The 16,815-nt window shown below is 33.6% G+C and carries 16 protein-coding genes and 2 tRNA genes; 17 read left to right on the forward strand and 1 reads right to left on the reverse strand.

Going from position 1 to position 16,815, the window contains the following annotated elements; translation table 11 throughout:
• Positions 1–42 precede the first annotated feature (42 nt).
• From potA to DWZ69_RS01310, 3 genes are read left to right on the forward strand one after another with little or no spacing between them, the layout of a single operon-like run.
• The gene (potA, locus tag DWZ69_RS01300; RefSeq protein ID WP_022166302.1) at positions 43–1,086 is read left to right on the forward strand and encodes a spermidine/putrescine ABC transporter ATP-binding protein; all 1,044 of its coding nucleotides are present in this window, start codon (positions 43–45) and stop codon (positions 1,084–1,086) included.
• 10 nt (positions 1,087–1,096) lie between these two features.
• Complete coding sequence (locus DWZ69_RS01305; protein ID WP_117999390.1) at positions 1,097–1,924, forward strand: ABC transporter permease; 828 nt, start codon at positions 1,097–1,099, stop codon at positions 1,922–1,924.
• Positions 1,924–3,801: an extracellular solute-binding protein gene (locus DWZ69_RS01310; protein ID WP_118435746.1), complete on the forward strand. Its 1,878-nt coding sequence runs from the start codon at positions 1,924–1,926 to the stop codon at positions 3,799–3,801. The genes DWZ69_RS01305 and DWZ69_RS01310 overlap by 1 nt, the downstream gene beginning before the upstream one ends.
• Before the next feature lie 129 nt (positions 3,802–3,930).
• On the opposite strand, the gene DWZ69_RS01315 is transcribed toward DWZ69_RS01310, so the two are convergent.
• Positions 3,931–4,350 (reverse strand): XRE family transcriptional regulator, encoded by a 420-nt coding sequence (locus DWZ69_RS01315; protein WP_117999392.1) that lies wholly within the window; start codon positions 4,348–4,350, stop codon positions 3,931–3,933.
• A gap of 410 nt (positions 4,351–4,760) precedes the next feature.
• Here DWZ69_RS01315 and DWZ69_RS01320 point away from each other — a divergent pair, with 410 nt between their 5' ends.
• The 14 genes from DWZ69_RS01320 to DWZ69_RS01385 all read left to right on the forward strand — a co-directional run bounded on the left by DWZ69_RS01320 (position 4,761) and on the right by DWZ69_RS01385 (position 16,629).
• Entirely contained in the window at positions 4,761–5,879 is a 1,119-nt protein-coding gene (locus tag DWZ69_RS01320; protein WP_118435748.1) for a serine/threonine-protein kinase, read from the forward strand.
• A 112-nt stretch (positions 5,880–5,991) separates the two neighbouring features.
• A complete protein-coding gene (locus DWZ69_RS01325; RefSeq protein ID WP_118435750.1) occupies positions 5,992–6,636 on the forward strand; it encodes an Ltp family lipoprotein in 645 nt (214 codons plus the stop codon).
• 44 nt (positions 6,637–6,680) lie between these two features.
• A complete protein-coding gene (locus tag DWZ69_RS01330) occupies positions 6,681–7,037 on the forward strand; it encodes a hypothetical protein (RefSeq protein WP_118435752.1) in 357 nt (118 codons plus the stop codon).
• Positions 7,038–7,265: 228 nt separating this feature from the next.
• Positions 7,266–7,826 (forward strand): CDP-alcohol phosphatidyltransferase family protein, encoded by a 561-nt coding sequence (locus tag DWZ69_RS01335; protein ID WP_118435753.1) that lies wholly within the window; start codon positions 7,266–7,268, stop codon positions 7,824–7,826.
• A gap of 160 nt (positions 7,827–7,986) precedes the next feature.
• Positions 7,987–8,313 (forward strand): DUF6054 family protein, encoded by a 327-nt coding sequence (locus DWZ69_RS01340; RefSeq protein WP_118435755.1) that lies wholly within the window; start codon positions 7,987–7,989, stop codon positions 8,311–8,313.
• 239 nt (positions 8,314–8,552) lie between these two features.
• Positions 8,553–8,625 (forward strand) — tRNA-Phe (locus DWZ69_RS01345).
• A gap of 6 nt (positions 8,626–8,631) precedes the next feature.
• Positions 8,632–8,702 (forward strand) — tRNA-Gly (locus DWZ69_RS01350).
• Positions 8,703–9,007: 305 nt separating this feature from the next.
• Positions 9,008–10,729: a B12-binding domain-containing radical SAM protein gene (locus tag DWZ69_RS01355; RefSeq protein ID WP_118435757.1), complete on the forward strand. Its 1,722-nt coding sequence runs from the start codon at positions 9,008–9,010 to the stop codon at positions 10,727–10,729.
• A gap of 15 nt (positions 10,730–10,744) precedes the next feature.
• The gene (locus tag DWZ69_RS01360) at positions 10,745–11,464 is read left to right on the forward strand and encodes a 3'-5' exonuclease (RefSeq protein WP_022166292.1); all 720 of its coding nucleotides are present in this window, start codon (positions 10,745–10,747) and stop codon (positions 11,462–11,464) included.
• Between the two features lie 308 nt (positions 11,465–11,772).
• The gene (locus tag DWZ69_RS01365; protein ID WP_117999400.1) at positions 11,773–13,176 is read left to right on the forward strand and encodes a VanW family protein; all 1,404 of its coding nucleotides are present in this window, start codon (positions 11,773–11,775) and stop codon (positions 13,174–13,176) included.
• A 12-nt stretch (positions 13,177–13,188) separates the two neighbouring features.
• Positions 13,189–14,250, forward strand: coding sequence for an AIR synthase-related protein (locus DWZ69_RS01370; protein ID WP_117999401.1), 1,062 nt, complete (start codon positions 13,189–13,191; stop codon positions 14,248–14,250).
• Between the two features lie 132 nt (positions 14,251–14,382).
• Positions 14,383–14,874 (forward strand): Lrp/AsnC family transcriptional regulator, encoded by a 492-nt coding sequence (locus tag DWZ69_RS01375; RefSeq protein ID WP_022166288.1) that lies wholly within the window; start codon positions 14,383–14,385, stop codon positions 14,872–14,874.
• Positions 14,874–16,052, forward strand: a complete 1,179-nt coding sequence (locus DWZ69_RS01380; RefSeq protein WP_022166287.1) for an aminotransferase class I/II-fold pyridoxal phosphate-dependent enzyme — start codon at positions 14,874–14,876, stop codon at positions 16,050–16,052. The genes DWZ69_RS01375 and DWZ69_RS01380 overlap by 1 nt, the downstream gene beginning before the upstream one ends.
• An 85-nt stretch (positions 16,053–16,137) precedes the next feature.
• Positions 16,138–16,629, forward strand: coding sequence for a tRNA (cytidine(34)-2'-O)-methyltransferase (locus tag DWZ69_RS01385; RefSeq protein ID WP_117999402.1), 492 nt, complete (start codon positions 16,138–16,140; stop codon positions 16,627–16,629).
• The last annotated feature ends 186 nt before the right edge of the window (positions 16,630–16,815 follow it).

Raw genomic sequence — 16,815 nt, forward strand, 5'->3', positions numbered from 1 at the left:
TTTTATATAGTAGCGTTGATTATTTTTGGAGCGTGTGTGTAAATGGGAAAAAAGATTATAGAATTAAAGAATTTATCAAAGAATTTTGGCGATAATCAGGTGTTAAAAGGAATCGACTTAAATATTTATGAAAATGAATTTTTAACACTGTTAGGACCAAGTGGTTGTGGAAAAACAACAATACTTAGAATCATTGCAGGATTCGAAGAACCAAGTCATGGTCAGGTAATGTTTAACGGTGAGGATATTGCAAAAGTTCCCGCCTACAAACGTGAGGTAAATACAGTTTTTCAGAAGTATGCATTATTTCCGTTTTTGAATGTTCATGATAATGTTGCTTTTGGTCTTAATTTAAAGAAAAAAGATAAGAAGGAAATTGATGAGAAGGTAACAAAAATGCTTGCGTTAGTTGGTCTTGCCGGCTTTGGAAACAGAGATATTACAAGTCTGTCAGGTGGTCAGCAGCAGCGAGTTGCCATAGCAAGGGCTTTGGTAAATGAACCAAAAGTTCTTCTTTTGGATGAACCACTAGCGGCATTGGATGCAAAACTTAGAAAAGGCATGCAGGCGGAGCTTAAGAAGATTCAAAAGGAAGTAGGAATTACATTTATCTTTGTAACTCATGACCAGGAAGAGGCTTTGTCAATGTCAGATACAATTGTTGTAATGAATGACGGAATCATACAGCAGATTGGTACACCAATGGATATTTACAACGAACCACAAAACAGATTTGTGGCAAATTTCATTGGGGAGTCAAATATAATTGAAGGTGTAATGCCAAAAGACTGCCTTGTAGTTTTTGACGATGTACAGTGGGAGTGCGTGGACAAGGGCTTTAAAGAAAACGAAAATATTGAAGTTGTGCTTAGACCTGAAGACATGCAGGTGGTAGAACCACAGGACGGAAAAGTTTCAGGCAAAATTGTGTCAAAAATATTTATGGGTGTTCACTATGAATATCTTGTGGAGACAAATATCAGAAAATATAAAGTGCATACAACAAAAAATATCGAAATGGGTAGTGTTATCGGACTTACAATTGATCCATTTGATATACAGGTAATGCACAAGATGGATAACTAAGGAGGCGCATATGAGTCATTACAAAGGAATGGTAAAGCCATATATTATATGGTCGTTTTTGCTTATTGCACTACCCTTAGTTTTAATAGTGCTTTATTCCATTACATCAGGAGACAATTCATTACTTACAATTCATTTGACATTAGATAATTTTAGAAAAATCTTAGATCCTGTGTATGTAAGTGTATTTGTAAAATCCCTTGAAATGGGTGTAATAACAACAGTAATATGTCTTGCATTGGCATACCCAATGGCATATTTTATTGCAAAATTTGATGAAAATTCACAGAGTATTTTGATTTTGCTGGTTACAATTCCAATGTGGATTAACACACTTTTAAGAACTTATGCATGGATTAGTCTGTTGTCAGATAACGGAATTGTAAATTCATTTTTGAAAATGATAGGACTTAATCCTGTTAATATGATGTACACAAACTTTTCAGTAGTTATGGGACTTGTGTGTGATTTGGTGCCGTTTATGGTAATACCAATTCACACATCCCTTGCAAAAATGGACTATTCATTAATTGAGGCAGCCAGCGATTTAGGCGCCAGCAGATTTAAAGTATTTACAAAAGTAACTTTGAAACTGTCGTTGCCGGGTGTAATTAATGGTGTAACAATGGTATTCTTATTATCAATATCAGCCTTCGTTATTCCTGTTTTACTTGGTGGACATCAGTTTGTACTTATTGGTAATTTAATTGAAAATCAGTTTATTTCAGTGGGAGATTGGAATTTCGGAAGTGCAATTTCAGTAATTTTGGCAATAGTCATTTTATTTATGATGCGCATAATGAACAAGATTGATCCTGATAACAAGGGAGGCATGTAATGAAGAAAAAACTTTCCATAGGACCAAAACTTTATATAGCGCTAATGTTCCTGTTTTTCTATTTACCGATTTTGGTGACAATGATATTTTCATTTAATTCATCAAAGTCCTTAACTAAATTTACGGGATTTTCTTTAAAATGGTATGAGAAATTAGTAACTGACAGCAACATTATTTCGGCAGTTTATGTTTCTATCAGTATTGCAATAATTGCAACTTTGGTGTCGACAGTTCTTGGAACAATTACGGCAATCGGTCTGTCAAGAAGCAGAAAAGTTGTAAAAGAATGGCTTTTAAATGTAAACAATATGCCGATTATGAATCCTGATATTGTAACGGCAATCGGATTAATGATTTTGTTCACATCTGCAAGAATGGAGAGAGGCTATGTGACAATGCTTTTGGCACATATAGCTTTTTGTACACCTTATGTAATTATAAGTGTGTATCCGAAAGTAAAAACAATGGACCACAATCTTGCAAACGCGGCAATGGATTTAGGTGCAACACCTTTTCAGGCGTTAACAAAAGTAATTCTTCCAATGATTAAGCCGGGGATATTTGCCGGTATGCTTTTAGCTTTTACAATGTCAATTGACGATTTCGTTGTTTCCTATTTTGTAACAGGAAATGGCGTTTCTAATATATCAATTGTAGTTTACAACATGACAAAACGAACTAACCCAACAATTAATGCACTTTCAACACTGCTTATTCTTGTGGTTGTAATCATTCTTGTTTTGGTTGAGTTTGTGCCTAAGATTGTAAAAAGAAAACGAGCAGAAAAAGTCACAATGGAAAATGCATCTTCAGGTGTGTTTAAGAAAGTTGCAATTACAGGTGGTGTGGTTGTAGCATGTCTGGTGACAGTTTTATGTATTACAAAATTTTATCATATTAACAACCGACCTGTTCTTAGGGTTTTTAACAGTGGTGAATACGTTGATACTAAGTTAATTGATAACTTTGAGGAGAAGTATGACTGCAAGGTAGTTTATGAAACTTATGATTCTAATGAATCACTTTATACTAAACTTCAAAGTGGTTCAGAATACGATATTGTGGTTCCTTCAGATTACATGATTGAACGTTTAATCAAAGAAGGTGAACTGCAAAAAATCCACTGGAGCAAAATAACAAATAAGAAAAATATTGTACCGGCTCTTTTAAACAGAGAGTTTGACAAAAAGCAGGAATATTCAGTCCCTTATTACTGGGGAACAGTAGGTATTGTTTATGACAAAACAAAAGTGGATAAAAAAGACTTAGAGGCAGGTTGGGATATTCTCAAAAACGAAAAGTACAGCGGTCAGATTTATATGTATGATTCAGAGAGAGATTCTTTCATGGTTGCCTTAAAGAGTTTAGGATATTCAATGAACACTACAAACAAAGAGCAGTTGCAAAAGGCTTATAGTTGGCTGGAAAAACAGAGAGACACAATGAAACCTGTTTATGTAGGTGATGACGTTATTGATAACATGATTTCCGGTAACAAGGCGATGGCAGTTGTTTATTCAGGAGATGGGGCTTATATAATTTCCGAAAATGAAAATATGAGCTTTTTTGTACCAAAACAGGGTAGCAATGTGTGGACAGATGCCATGGTTATGACGAAAAGTTGCAAAAACACAGACTTAGCATACAAGTTTATGAATTATTTTCTAGAGAAAGATGTGGCAAAGCAGAATACTGCATATATTGGATATGATAGTGCAGTGCAATCTGTATACGAGTATTATCGGGACGAGGAGTACGCTGGAAATCCCGGCTGTGCACCGGATACATCTAATCCAAAGAATGAAGAATTCAGATATCAGAAACGGGATATAAAGGAATATTGTGCAAGTCTTTGGACAAAGATAAAATCCAAATAAATAACATTAAAAAAACAAAAACCTTAAAGATTAGTTTAGGTTAATCTTTAAGGTTTTACTTTTTATATTTAGCTTTTTAAAATATCTTATAGAAATATAGTTATATTATTTCTATATTCTAGTATTCAGTTATTCAAGAATTGCTTCATCCATTTCGTGAAGTGTAATATTAATGTCTATTAAAGATGCTTTCTTTTCTAACCCAAAGCTGATTATACTATCACGTTTAATTCTAGGATAAAGAATACTGTGTCCGGCCAGAGTTAAAAGTGTATTAGCTTCTTTCATATGTAAACCAATAGCAAAACAAAGGCACAAAACTTTATCTCTTGAAGGTTTTTTAGAACCATCAAATATCTGATAAGCATAATTCTTCTGAATATTTGAGTTGTTAATTATCTGAGATTTTGAAAGATTATATTTTTTCATTAAAGCATTCAAATATTCTGTAAAAGAAATGTTAGAAAAGTTATCTTTATTATTTTCTAAATATGTCTCAAGATTATCACTGTTTTCTAAGACTTTAATTAATTCATCAGTAGTCTTCATATGTATATTCAACGTCCTTTAATATTATTTTGATACTCAATTAAAATTATACATTTTGTGACAAATATTTTGTTATGCTGACAGCATAATTTCTACCAAATTAGCAGAAATAAATATATATTCAAAGGCTTGAAATGGGCTTTGCCACCAAAGTGTAGTAAGCAGTTTGTCACCATAATATTATACAATATAAACGGAAAGGTAAGCAAACACTAAAGTAGAAAAATAAAATAGTAAAATAGGATAATTAAAATTCCTGATTGAAAATTGTCATGTGACAAAGTAATGGAAAAAGTAATAGTAAAAAAGTAATGAATGAGTAATAGATAAGATATGCTATAATTAAATGTAGTTTAATTATAAATTTAAGAAGAACAAAAGAAACTTCAGGATATAGATAGGAAAAAATTATGAATTTTACAATGGAGTATTATCTTTTAAAATACGAAGAGTTATCGGTATTATCGGATACAAAAAAATGCAGAACATCTTTAATGAGAAACAAAGACACCGGAGAAATTGTGGTAAAAAAGGAAATGGGAAAGGAAAGCTTTTCTGTTTACAGTCTCTTAAAAAGTATAAAAAATAAAAATCTTATAAAAGTGCTAGAGTGCTTTCGGGATGAGGATAAAACCATAGAGATTGAAGAGTATGTAAATGGAAAAAGACTGGATGATTATTTTCGGGAAAAAAAGGCAACTTTAGAACAGGTTGTTGATGTAGGGATAGCTTTATGTGAAGGCTTAGCACCTATGCATAAATTAAACCTTGTACACAGAGATATTCAACCTAAAAACATAATAATTACAAACGAAGGTAGCTTGAAAATTATTGATTTTGATATTTCAAGAAAAGAAAATGAAAACGCAACCCACGACACAACTTTGCTAGGCACTGTGGGATATGCTGCACCGGAACAGTACGGGTTCGCCCAAACAACTAATCGAAGTGACATATATTCCATTGGTGGGGTTCTAAAAGAGTTATCTTCTTTTAGTGAATTGGATAAAATAATTGCCAAATGTATGAAAATGGATCCTGCAAACCGTTATGAAAATGTCGAACAGCTAAAGAATGAATTAGAAAAAATAAAAGATAATGGTTTCGGAAGCGGTAGCTATAATGATATGGAGTTTGGCACTGAGAATAACAATGGTGAAAGTGATGAATTACCGAAAATTACACTAAAATATTTCATAAAAACAATTCCTGGATTTAGAAGAGGTAATTTTATTTTTATGATAATTGCAATTATGATGTATGGAATGATTTTGTATGCACCATATTCAGTATTCATTGAATATAAATACAATACACAGTTACAAAGAGTCATAGGCGGGATTTTTTATATGCTTGGTTGCATAATACCATATATGTACTTTGCAAATATAGGAGATATTGCAAGACGATTGCCGCCTAGACAGTTTAATTCAAGACTATCACGAATACTGTATCAAATAGGTGTGGGGCTTCTTATAATGATTGTTTTTTGGGGGATTGCAACCACAGTTCTCCCGCCTACAAATTAATACAACAATTATGCTATTAGCATAACAAAACTCATGGCACAAAATGTAGAATTATATTGATACAAATATAATTGTGACGTGAGTTTTTTACATTGTTTTAGGAGGTAATTTTATGGGAAAAGAAAATGTAGAAGTAACAAAGAAACCAATCTATAAAAAATGGTGGTTTTGGGTAATTGTTGTTGTAATAGTTGCTGCAGTGGGATCAGGTTCTGCAGGTAGTTCAGGGGACAAAAATGAAGAAACTCAGAAAACTGAAAGTCAGGAAAAAAGCAACGATAAGAAAAGTACAAATAAAGAAGAAAAAAAGGAAACAAAATCATCTGCCAGCGTAGGAGAAATAAATGCGTTAGGAAGCGCTGAAAGTTATTTAAGCGTTACAGCTTTTTCGAAGAGTGGTTTAGAGAAACAGTTAAAATACGAGAAGTATAGTAAAAAAGAAATTAAGTATGCTGTTGAAAATTGTGGAGCGGATTGGAAGAAGCAGGCATTAAAGAAGGCAAAAGAATATTTAGATACAATGTCATTTTCTAAAAAAGGATTATCAGGTCAGTTAAAGGCAGAAGGTTTCACAAAAGAAGAACGTGAGTATGGTGTTGAAAATTGTGGAGCAGATTGGAAAGAACAGGCTGTTAAACATGCTGAACAATACATGGAGACAATGTCATTTTCTAAAGACAGCTTAATAGAACAGTTAAAATTTGATGGCTTCACAAAGGAAGAAGCAGAATACGGTGCTGAAAAAGGCTATAAATAGGCTGCAAATATAAAAATAAATTAATTTAAAGGAGAAAAGAAATTATGAAAACATGGAAATTAGTATCAGGAATTTTATCAATTATTTTATTTGTTGTTGTTACATTTCAGTCATGTGCAGCAGGAATAAGTAATACTTTACAGGAAAATGGTGAGGTAGGCGGAAGTGCCGGAGTTCTTGTAGCCATTATGTTGCTTGCAGGTGGAATAGTATCAATCGCAACAAGAAACAAAGAAAGCAAAGGCGCAAACATTGCAATTATTGTTTTATTTGGAATTGGTGCTGCAGCAGGATTCTCTATGGCGGGTAGCTATAAAGATTTAATTATCTGGGCTGTATGGTGTTTAATCAATGCAGTATTAGCTTTAGTTGAAATTATTAAGTCAAAGAAAAGTGAATAATAAAAATTCATATAAATAAACGAAAGATAAGTTATTATTAGCCAAAATGGTTGAGTAAGAAACTACGAATATGACACATGTCTTAAAAGCTCTTGGAGGAAAACTTCAAGGGCTTTTCTGTTTTAAAAATATAAATTTTGGAGTATACTAATGGCAGTGAAAATAGGAGCAGGAATGCTTTATGAAATTTTAAAGATGGAAACAATAATTAAATGGAGTTGATTAGCTATGAAAAATGAATTTGTAAAAGAATATTTTTCAATCCCAAACATAATGGGGTATTTTAGAATAATTCTAGTTTTTGTATACATGAGTTTTTTCTATAATTCATTGCAAGGGGGTCCGTATTGGCCCGTAATTGCAACAATTATCGTCTCAGGCTTGACAGATTTTTTTGACGGAAAAGTTGCACGAAAATTCAACATGGTTACTGATTTTGGAAAAATGCTAGATCCAATAGCCGACAAAATTACAATAGGAGCCATTATTTTAACGATGGCATTTAAGTATAAAATGATTATTTATATGGTAGCATTATATATTTTAAAAGAAGGCTATATGGCAATAATGGGAGCCATCCTAATTGGAAAAGGACACAAAATCGAAGGAGCAAAGTGGTATGGAAAGGTATGTACATTTGTTACATATGTAATATTAATTGTACTTTTGTTATTCCCGGCCATGAACACAAAAGTGGTTTGGGTATTAACTACTGTAGATATGGTTTTAATGATTTTTACCTGGATAAATTATATTGTTTATCATAAAAAAATACTGGAAAACATATAAAAGCTACAAAAAACAGAAGGTCTTTTATATTGTAGGAAAAAATAGAATATAGTATATTGATTATGAGAGCGCTAAGTACGGAAATGTATGTGTAGTCATGATTTGAGCGTAGGAGGTAAAATCATATATTATAAAAGAGACAGAAGAAAAGGGGAGAAAAATGGCAAAATTAGAAAAAGTAGTACATGGAAATTTTGATACAATATTAAAAAAGATTGAAAGAGGAATAATGGGAGGCAGTGTTTCAGCATCCTTGGAAGATTCCAGCAATATTAGAGTAGGAGATACACGTTGCAGTGTTCGAGTATTTGAACGCTACAGCTACACAGGCGGAAACAGAGTTAGTTTGAATGTGACATTGCTTACAACAGGTGACGATAAGGTCTATGTTTCAGCAATTTCTGCTGGAGGAAGCAAAGGTGTATTCCTTAAAATAAATACTTTTGGTGAAGAGGCGTTTTTAAGTAAACTAAGTGAGTTACTGTAAATAGGTGTTTCTAGACAAACTAAGAGAGTTACTGTAAATAGGTGGTTTTAATGAAAGCAGAATAAGTAATAGAAGAAGTGGTGAAGCTTTGCAAAAAGTTTGGTGCAAAAGAAATTATTTTATACGGTTCCAGAGCAAAAGGCACAGCAAGGGGACGGAAAATTTTATAGAAGATTTGCTTGACTTTTAGAATGAAGTAGTGTAGAATCGTACGTGCGTCAAGATATGAGGTATCGCAAGCCTGGTTAGCTCAGTTGGTAGAGCAGAGGACTGAAAATCCTCGTGTCTCTGGTTCGATTCCGGAACCAGGCAGTATTCGCGGGTGTAGTTCAGTGGTAGAACACCAGCCTTCCAAGCTGGATATGTGGGTTCGATTCCCATCACCCGCTTTTTTGATGCAATGAAATCGATCATGGTAATTGTAAGAAACAATTATTGTGGTCGATTTTTTGTATAATAAGGATTTATGAAGTGATTTCTTATTATACAAAAACGTTCCACTAGGGAGGCATCTTCGTGAAAGAAGAAAATAGCTGCAAATGGGAACGCATTCGGTGTGTAGAATGTGACAAGCAACATTCTTGGGCTGGCTTTACTTTTTATGGAAATATTTTTCTTATAAAAAGTTCATGGAAATTTTGACAATTATTTCATATTAAACTATTGTTGTATTAGCAAAAACAAGGAGCGTAAAATGAAAGTTTTATTAGTAGCAATAAATGCAAAATATATACATTCTAATTTGGCTGTGTACAGTCTAAAAGCTTATGCCGAAAAATACGGTCTAAACAAGCACCAAATTAAAATAAAAGAATACACAATAAATCAATATCCGGAGGAAATATTGTCTGACATATATTCGGAGAAGGCAGATGTGGTGGGCTTTTCCTGTTATATATGGAACATTGCACTTACCAAGGAAGTTATTAATGACTTGAAAGTGGTAGCTCCCAAAACCATTGTAATAGTGGGCGGACCGGAGGTTTCTTATAATCCAAGAAATGTGCTTATGGAAAATCCGGCAATAGATTACGTTATGTGTCAGGAAGGGGAGGAGCCTTTTAAGGAATTTTTGGATAACTACGATGACGAGTTGACGGACAAAAATATAAAAGGGTTGGTTTATCGTCAGGGCAACGAAATTATTGAAATTCCAAATACATGCCCTATGGATTTGTCGAAGGTTCCTTTTGTGTACAAGGACATGAAGGATTTTGAAAATAAAATAATCTATTATGAAACAAGTAGAGGTTGCCCTTTTTCATGCAGTTATTGTCTTTCATCCATAGATAAAAGAATTCGCTTCAGGGATATAGATATAGTCAAAAAAGAGTTGCAGTTTTTCCTTGATAACAACACTGCACAGGTAAAATTTGTGGATAGAACTTTTAACTGTAACAAAAATCACGCCATGGAAATCTGGCAGTATATAAAAGACCACGACAATGGAATTACCAATTTCCATTTTGAAATAGCGGCTGATTTAACGACAAAAGAAGAACTTGAATTAATGAAAACAATGAGACCAGGGTTGATTCAGTTAGAAATAGGCGTTCAGTCGACTAATGAAAAAACACTTGAAACCATTAACAGAAAAACGGATATTAAGGAAATTGAAGAAATAACGTCTGTTATAAAAAAAGGAAAAAATATACATCAGCATTTAGATTTGATTGTTGGACTTCCTTATGAAGATTACCAATCTTTTGGAAAATCTTTTAATGATGTTTACAGAATGAAACCGGACCAGCTACAGTTAGGATTTTTGAAGGTTTTGCATGGCTCAATGATGGAAGTTGAAGCAACAAAATATGAAATAGAATATAGTAAGAGACCACCTTATGAGGTACTTAAAACTAAGTGGGTATCTTTTGATGACGTACTGAAATTAAAAGAAGTTGAGGCTGTAGTAGAAATTTATTACAACAGTTTGCAGTTTGTAAATACAATGGAGGCATTAGACAAGTATTTTGAGACGCCCTTTGAAATGTTTGAAAAGCTGGGAGAGTTTTATAAGCAAAACAGTGAGAATGGCGTGAAACATTCAAGAGTAAATAGATACAATTTGCTTCTTGAATTTATCGAGAAAACATTGAATTTGCAAAATGAAGAGTTAGAGAGGTTCAGGGAACTTCTCACATTTGATTTCTATTTAAGAGAAAATGCAAAATCAAGACCGACCTTTGCCAAAAATCAGGAACAGTATAAGAAGCAAATTAGAAGTATTTACAGAAATGAAGCATTGCTTGAAAAGATGGATTTCTATAAAGAATTCAATTCAAAGCAGTTTGAGCACATGACACACATTGAGGTGATTGACGGTAAGTATTTATTGTTTGATTACAAAAACAGAGATCCGTTATCAAAGGCAGCAAATATTATAAATGTAACAAAGTATGTTGATGGGAATGAATAGAGAGAAGGAGTATTAATGGATTTAATAAAAGATTACGTTTGTGTTGATATAGAAACAACAGGCGTAAGACCAAAGTGGGACAGAATTATAGAAATTGGAGCCGTAAAAGTAAGAGACGGCAGGAAAGTTGAAACTTTTTCTAAACTTATATATCCAGGAATACCAATTCCTGAACGAATTACAGATTTAACTGGTATTACAAACGAAATGATTAAGGGACAGGATAAGATCCAGCAGGTTCTACCTGAGTTTATTGAATTTGCAGGAGATGACTTACTTTTAGGACATAATATAAGATTCGACTATAGCTTCCTTAAACAAAATGCCATAAACGAAAAACTGACTTTTGAAAAATCAGGTATGGATACCCTAAAAATTGCAAGAAAACTTCTACCTGATTTAGAAAGCAGGGCATTGGATTTCTTGTGTGAGCATTATGGAATAAAAGATGAAAATCATCATAGAGCGTTTAATGATGCAAGTGTTACGTCACAATTATATTTGATTTTGTTAGAGCAGTTTGGAGAAACTAATCCGGAAGTTTTTAAGCCTTACGAGTTTTCTTACAAGGTTAAGAAAATGCAGTCAATTACGGATAAACAGAAAAAATATTTACGTGATTTAATGAATTATCACCAAATAAAAATGGATTTTGACATTGATACGCTAACAAAGAATGAAGCATCTAGAAAAATAGACAAAATTCTTTCTGAAAAGGGCAAAATTTTTGACTAGGACAAATAACATAGTTATGGTATACTTTCCTAAAGTAGGGTGCCATAGTAGGCACAAAATCTGTAAAAATAAAGCAAAGAGGTGAAAAAATGAACTTTTTTTATAACAAAAAGAATCAGAAAATAATAGCAGGAGCAATTGCATTAATACTTGTTGTAGCTATGGTTGTAACATTGGTTGCAAGTTTTTAATTAATCTGATTAATTATGTTGGCTTGCATTTTTTGGAATACGCAGGCCGACATTTGAATAAAAATACAAATAAGAAAATAAAAACTAATTTACAAAAGGAAAACACTCGGAGGAAAAATGAAAGGATTAAAGAAAATATGCATTATCCTTTGTGTAGTGATGATGCAATTAGGCATAGGTTATGTGGTAAATGCAGCAGAAGACTCTGATGAAGTAGTTAAAGAAGGAGTTAAAATCGATTCTGTTAATGTTGGTGACATGACAGAAAAGGAAGTAAAAAAAGCCGTAAAGAGCCATGTGAAGAAAAAAACAAACATAAAAGTACAGTTACGGATTAACAAGGACAAAATTACTACTACCTTGAAAGATTTGGGCTACAAGTGGGAGAATAGGGAACTTGTGGAACAGGTAATGGAAGTAGGAAAACAAGGTAATGTTATAAAAAGATACAAGGACAGTGTTGATTTAAAGAAAAATGGTAAGACATTTGAACTGAAAATGGGCATTGACCAGAAGAAAATGAAAGCAAAATTGGAAGAGTTATGTAAAGCTTTTAACGTTGATGCAAAAAATGCTTCTTTAGAGGCAACAGGTCATGGATTTAAGATTATTGCTGAAAAAGAAGGCTGTGAAGTGGATTATGAAACGACAGTAAATCAGCTTGTTTCATACATAGAAAAACAGTGGGATAAGAAGTCTGCCATTCAGTTAGAAGCAACTACAAAGATTACAAAACCTAAGTACACAACAAAGGATTGTAAGAAAGTTTCTAACACACCAATGGGTAGTTATACAACGCAGTTTACTGCAGGTGTTGTAAACCGTAACGCAAACATCAGAAATGGTGCAGAAAAGTTAAACGGCAACGTTGTATATCCGGGAGAAAGATTCTCATGTAATGAACATTTAGTACCATGGACAGAGGACAATGGCTGGAAGCCGGCAGGTACATATTCAGAAGGTTCTGTGGTTGATAGTTTAGGTGGAGGAATCTGTCAGGTATCAAGCACTTTATACAATGCTTTACTTAATGCAGAAATTAAGGTGGTTGAGAGATATCCACACTCAATGGCAGTATCTTATGTTCCATTATCAGCGGACGCTGCATTAGCAGGTGATTACAAGGATTTAGTTTTTGAAAATAACACAGATGCACCAATTTATGTGCAGGGTGTTTATACAGAAGGTGCTATAACATTCAACATTTATGGTCATGACACAAGAAAGAAAGGTCATTCAGTTGAATATGTAAGTAAGACTACCAAGACTATTCCAATTAAGACGGCAACAAAGAAGGATCCAACATTACCGGCAGGAACAAAGAAAGTTACACCGGGTCATGTAGGTTATGTTGCTGAATTATACAAGATTACATACGAGAACGGAAAACAGGTAAGCAAAGAATTAGTACATACAAGTACATACGCAATGGCACCGACAACAACTTTAGTAGGTACTAAGAATACTAGCTCAAGTACAAAGAAAAGTCCAAGCAAGGATAAAGACAAAAAATCTGAATAAGGTGGTACATCTATGAAAACAGAAAAAATTTCTGAAATCGCTTATAAGCGTTCAGTTTTAAAAAAAGTTACTGACAAAACTGAGGGAATAAAAGTGGGTGTAGATGCGTCATATATTAAGTTAGAAGATGTTACGGCAGTAATGTCTTCTAATTTTATATTAAGCTGGTTTAAAGGCGCGGAAGAGTTCTACGTTCAAAAATCAATAAATGAAATTTATGTGGCGGGCGGCACGCCTAAATACCTTCAGTTGGAAATAACAATACCGGAAGAGTTTCCTGAAAAACAACTGGGACGAATAGTACGCAATTTTAATGAAAGTGCCCAAATGCATTCGTTACAAATTATGCAATGCAAAACTTACATTAGTGACATTACAGAACCTATGGTTCATATAAATGTATTAGGCATAGCAGAAAAAACATGGTCCACCTCAGATATAAAACCGGGCATGGAAGTAGTTATGGCAGGCACAATTGCAATTGGTGCCACATCAATAATGACGAAAAAATATTTGAACCAAATAAAAGAAAAGTTTAACGCTAAGTTTGTGGATGATTGCTTGGAAATAAGTGATTTTACAGATGTGAAACCAATCATGGATGCGGTGCTGGAATCAGATGGCAAGAATGTATCCTATACGGAAGAACAAGGCGAACAGGCACGATGTGATGGGAAAAGTATTAAGGTTAAATATTGTGGAAAAGAACATTGCAAGTTTGCACATTGTGTGGGAGATAGAGGCGTTTTCTCAAGTGCGTGGGAATTAGCATCTGCCATAGATAAAGGCATCCGGATAGAACTTGAAAAGATTCCTGTTTGGCAGGAGACAGTTGAGATAGCAGAATTGTTTGATTACAATCCTTATCTGGTTGACGGCACAGGGGCTGTGCTTTTTGTTACAGAAAATGGAACCGGGTTAGCTGCATTGCTAAATGACAATGGATTTTATGCAAATGTTATTGGAAAAATCACTGACGGAAACGATAGAGTGGTTGTACATGGTGACGAGAGAAGGTTTTTGGAGCCACCAAGACATAACCAGCTAGAAGAAGTTTTCCAAAAGTATAAGTAAAGCTATTTTATTGATTTGTATATATGATGTTAAAAAAAATCAAAAAAATATAAATAAAAGTCTATGTTAATATATGTAACTTGTTGTATAATGGCAAGGTACGACAAATTTTTTAGTAAAGGAGATTATGGCATGAAAGAAGGCAAGAGAGAAGAAATTTTAAGATTAATTGAAAACAAAAGCAGAATCGATCTTAAAGAGGCCGCGATTTTGTTAGGTATGGAGGAAGCAGAAGTCGCCAATGCCATAGCGGACATGGAGAAAGAAAAAGTAATATGCGGATATTACACTATGATAGATTGGGAAAAGACTAACGAAGACAGAGTTACAGCTTTAATTGAGGTAAAGGTTACACCACAAAGAGGAACAGGTTTTGATGACATCGCTGACAGAATTATGAGATATGACGAAGTTAAGGCAGTATATTTAATGTCAGGTGGCTTTGACTTCACAGTAATTATTGAAGAAAAGACAATGAAGGAAATTGCTCAGTTTGTAACAAGCAAACTTTCAACTCTTGATTCAATATTAAACACAGCAACACATTTTATACTTAAAAAATACAAGGATTATGGAACGATTCTTGTAGAAGACAAAGAAGAAAGGATATTGGTGACACCATAATGAGAGACCCATTGTCAAAAATAATGACTGATATTAAGCCATCGGGAATTAGAAAATTCTTTGACATTGTTAGTGAAATGAAAGATGCAATTTCTCTAGGTGTTGGAGAACCTGATTTTGATACCCCATGGCATATAAGAGAAGAAGGTATTTACTCTTTAGAGAGAGGCAGAACATTCTATACATCCAATGCAGGATTAAAAGAATTAAAAATCGAGATATCAAACTATTTAAAAAGAAAAATAAATGTAGAATATGACTATAATCACGAAATAATGGTTACAGTAGGAGGTAGTGAAGCTATTGATTTGGCCATGAGAGCCATGCTTGATCCAGGAGATGAAGTGTTAATACCACAGCCAAGTTATGTTTCATACGTTCCTTGTGCACAGCTTATTCACGCTGTACCTGTAATTATTGAATTAAAAGAAGAAAACGAGTTCAGACTTACAAAGCAGGAATTGCTTGACGCTATTACTGATAAAACAAAAATGCTTGTAATGCCTTTCCCAAATAACCCAACAGGTGCAATTATGGAGAAAGAAGACTTAGAAGAAATCGCAAAAGTCTGCGTGGAAAAAGACATTTTTGTTTTGTCTGATGAAATTTATTCGGAACTTACATATAAGGATAAGCATGTGTCAATTGCATCGATGCCTGGAATGAAAGAAAGAACAGTTGTAATTAACGGTTTTTCAAAATCATATGCAATGACAGGTTGGAGATTGGGATATGCAGCTGCCCCACAGGTGATTTTAGAACAAATGCTTAAGATACACCAGTTTGCAATAATGTGCGCACCAACAACGAGCCAGTACGCAGCAGTAGATGCATTACGAAACGGCGACAAAGATGTTGAAAAAATGTGCGAAGCATATAATCACAGAAGAAGATATCTTTTATACGAATTTAGGGAGATGGGCTTAGATTGCTTTGAACCATACGGAGCATTTTATGTTTTCCCTAGCATAAAGAAATTTGGCATGACATCTGAAGAGTTCGCAACAAGATTATTGGAGGAAGAGAAAGTGGCAGTTGTTCCAGGAACAGCTTTTGGTGACTGTGGCGAAGGCTTCCTTAGAATATCATATGCATATTCTTTAGAAAATTTAAAAATTGCAATAGTACGAGTAAAAGACTTTGTTAAGCGACTAGAGCAGGAACAGAAGAATGATTAATTAGATGACTAATTACTGCCAACTAAAAATTCTTATTACAAATGAAAGTGTGCATTAGTCAAAATAATGTTGGAGAGAAGAATATATGAATATTGTTTTATTAGAACCTGAAATCCCACAAAATACAGGAAATATAGGAAGAACATGTTGTGCCACAGGCACAAAGCTGCATCTTATAGAACCAATGGGGTTCAGAATTAACGAGAAATCATTAAAAAGAGCAGGCATGGATTATTGGGACGATTTGGATGTTACAATTTATGATTGCTACAACGATTTTGTAGAGCAGAATCCAAATGCAAAAATTTGGTATGCAACTACAAAAGCACCAAAAAGATATTCAGATGTGGAATTTGGTCCAGATGATTACATTATGTTTGGAAAAGAAAGTGCAGGAATTCCTGAAGAAATTTTGGTAGACAACAAAGAACAGTGCATCAGAATCCCAATGAATCCTGAAATTCGTTCTTTGAATCTGGCAAATTCAGTGGCAATTGTTTTATACGAAAGTTTAAGACAAAATAATTTTGCAGGAATGCAGATGGAAGGACATCTTCATCATTTACATTGGAAGTAAAAGCAAAATAAAAGAAAAATCAAAAAGAGCATCCCTAGTAAGCTTAAATCTAAATTGTCATTATAAAATTAAATTCTAATTATATAAGATTAAATCCTTAAATTATTATATTGAAATAGTAATTGTATTTTGATAGAATTGAACCGTTTAAGGTATTTTAGGACGGAGACGGAATAGGACCAATGA

Source organism: Eubacterium sp. AF34-35BH (assembly GCF_003477765.1).
In the GTDB taxonomy this organism is placed as follows: Bacteria; Bacillota; Clostridia; order Lachnospirales; family Lachnospiraceae; genus Eubacterium_G.

Excerpts from the sequence above, each read along its gene's own strand:
- potA (WP_022166302.1), top strand. The coding sequence starts at position 43 with ATGGGAAAAAAGATTATAGAATTAAAGAATTTATCAAAGAATTTTGGC.
- DWZ69_RS01310 (WP_118435746.1), top strand. The coding sequence starts at position 1,924 with ATGAAGAAAAAACTTTCCATAGGACCAAAACTTTATATAGCGCTAATG.
- DWZ69_RS01360 (WP_022166292.1), top strand. The coding sequence starts at position 10,745 with ATGGATTTAATAAAAGATTACGTTTGTGTTGATATAGAAACAACAGGC.
- DWZ69_RS01355 (WP_118435757.1), top strand. The coding sequence starts at position 9,008 with ATGAAAGTTTTATTAGTAGCAATAAATGCAAAATATATACATTCTAAT.
- DWZ69_RS01370 (WP_117999401.1), top strand. The coding sequence starts at position 13,189 with ATGAAAACAGAAAAAATTTCTGAAATCGCTTATAAGCGTTCAGTTTTA.
- DWZ69_RS01365 (WP_117999400.1), top strand. The coding sequence starts at position 11,773 with ATGAAAGGATTAAAGAAAATATGCATTATCCTTTGTGTAGTGATGATG.
- DWZ69_RS01330 (WP_118435752.1), top strand. The coding sequence starts at position 6,681 with ATGAAAACATGGAAATTAGTATCAGGAATTTTATCAATTATTTTATTT.
- DWZ69_RS01315 (WP_117999392.1), bottom strand. The coding sequence starts at position 4,350 with ATGAAGACTACTGATGAATTAATTAAAGTCTTAGAAAACAGTGATAAT.
- DWZ69_RS01325 (WP_118435750.1), top strand. The coding sequence starts at position 5,992 with ATGGGAAAAGAAAATGTAGAAGTAACAAAGAAACCAATCTATAAAAAA.
- DWZ69_RS01340 (WP_118435755.1), top strand. The coding sequence starts at position 7,987 with ATGGCAAAATTAGAAAAAGTAGTACATGGAAATTTTGATACAATATTA.
- DWZ69_RS01320 (WP_118435748.1), top strand. The coding sequence starts at position 4,761 with ATGAATTTTACAATGGAGTATTATCTTTTAAAATACGAAGAGTTATCG.
- DWZ69_RS01305 (WP_117999390.1), top strand. The coding sequence starts at position 1,097 with ATGAGTCATTACAAAGGAATGGTAAAGCCATATATTATATGGTCGTTT.
- DWZ69_RS01380 (WP_022166287.1), top strand. The coding sequence starts at position 14,874 with ATGAGAGACCCATTGTCAAAAATAATGACTGATATTAAGCCATCGGGA.
- DWZ69_RS01375 (WP_022166288.1), top strand. The coding sequence starts at position 14,383 with ATGAAAGAAGGCAAGAGAGAAGAAATTTTAAGATTAATTGAAAACAAA.
- DWZ69_RS01385 (WP_117999402.1), top strand. The coding sequence starts at position 16,138 with ATGAATATTGTTTTATTAGAACCTGAAATCCCACAAAATACAGGAAAT.
- DWZ69_RS01335 (WP_118435753.1), top strand. The coding sequence starts at position 7,266 with ATGAAAAATGAATTTGTAAAAGAATATTTTTCAATCCCAAACATAATG.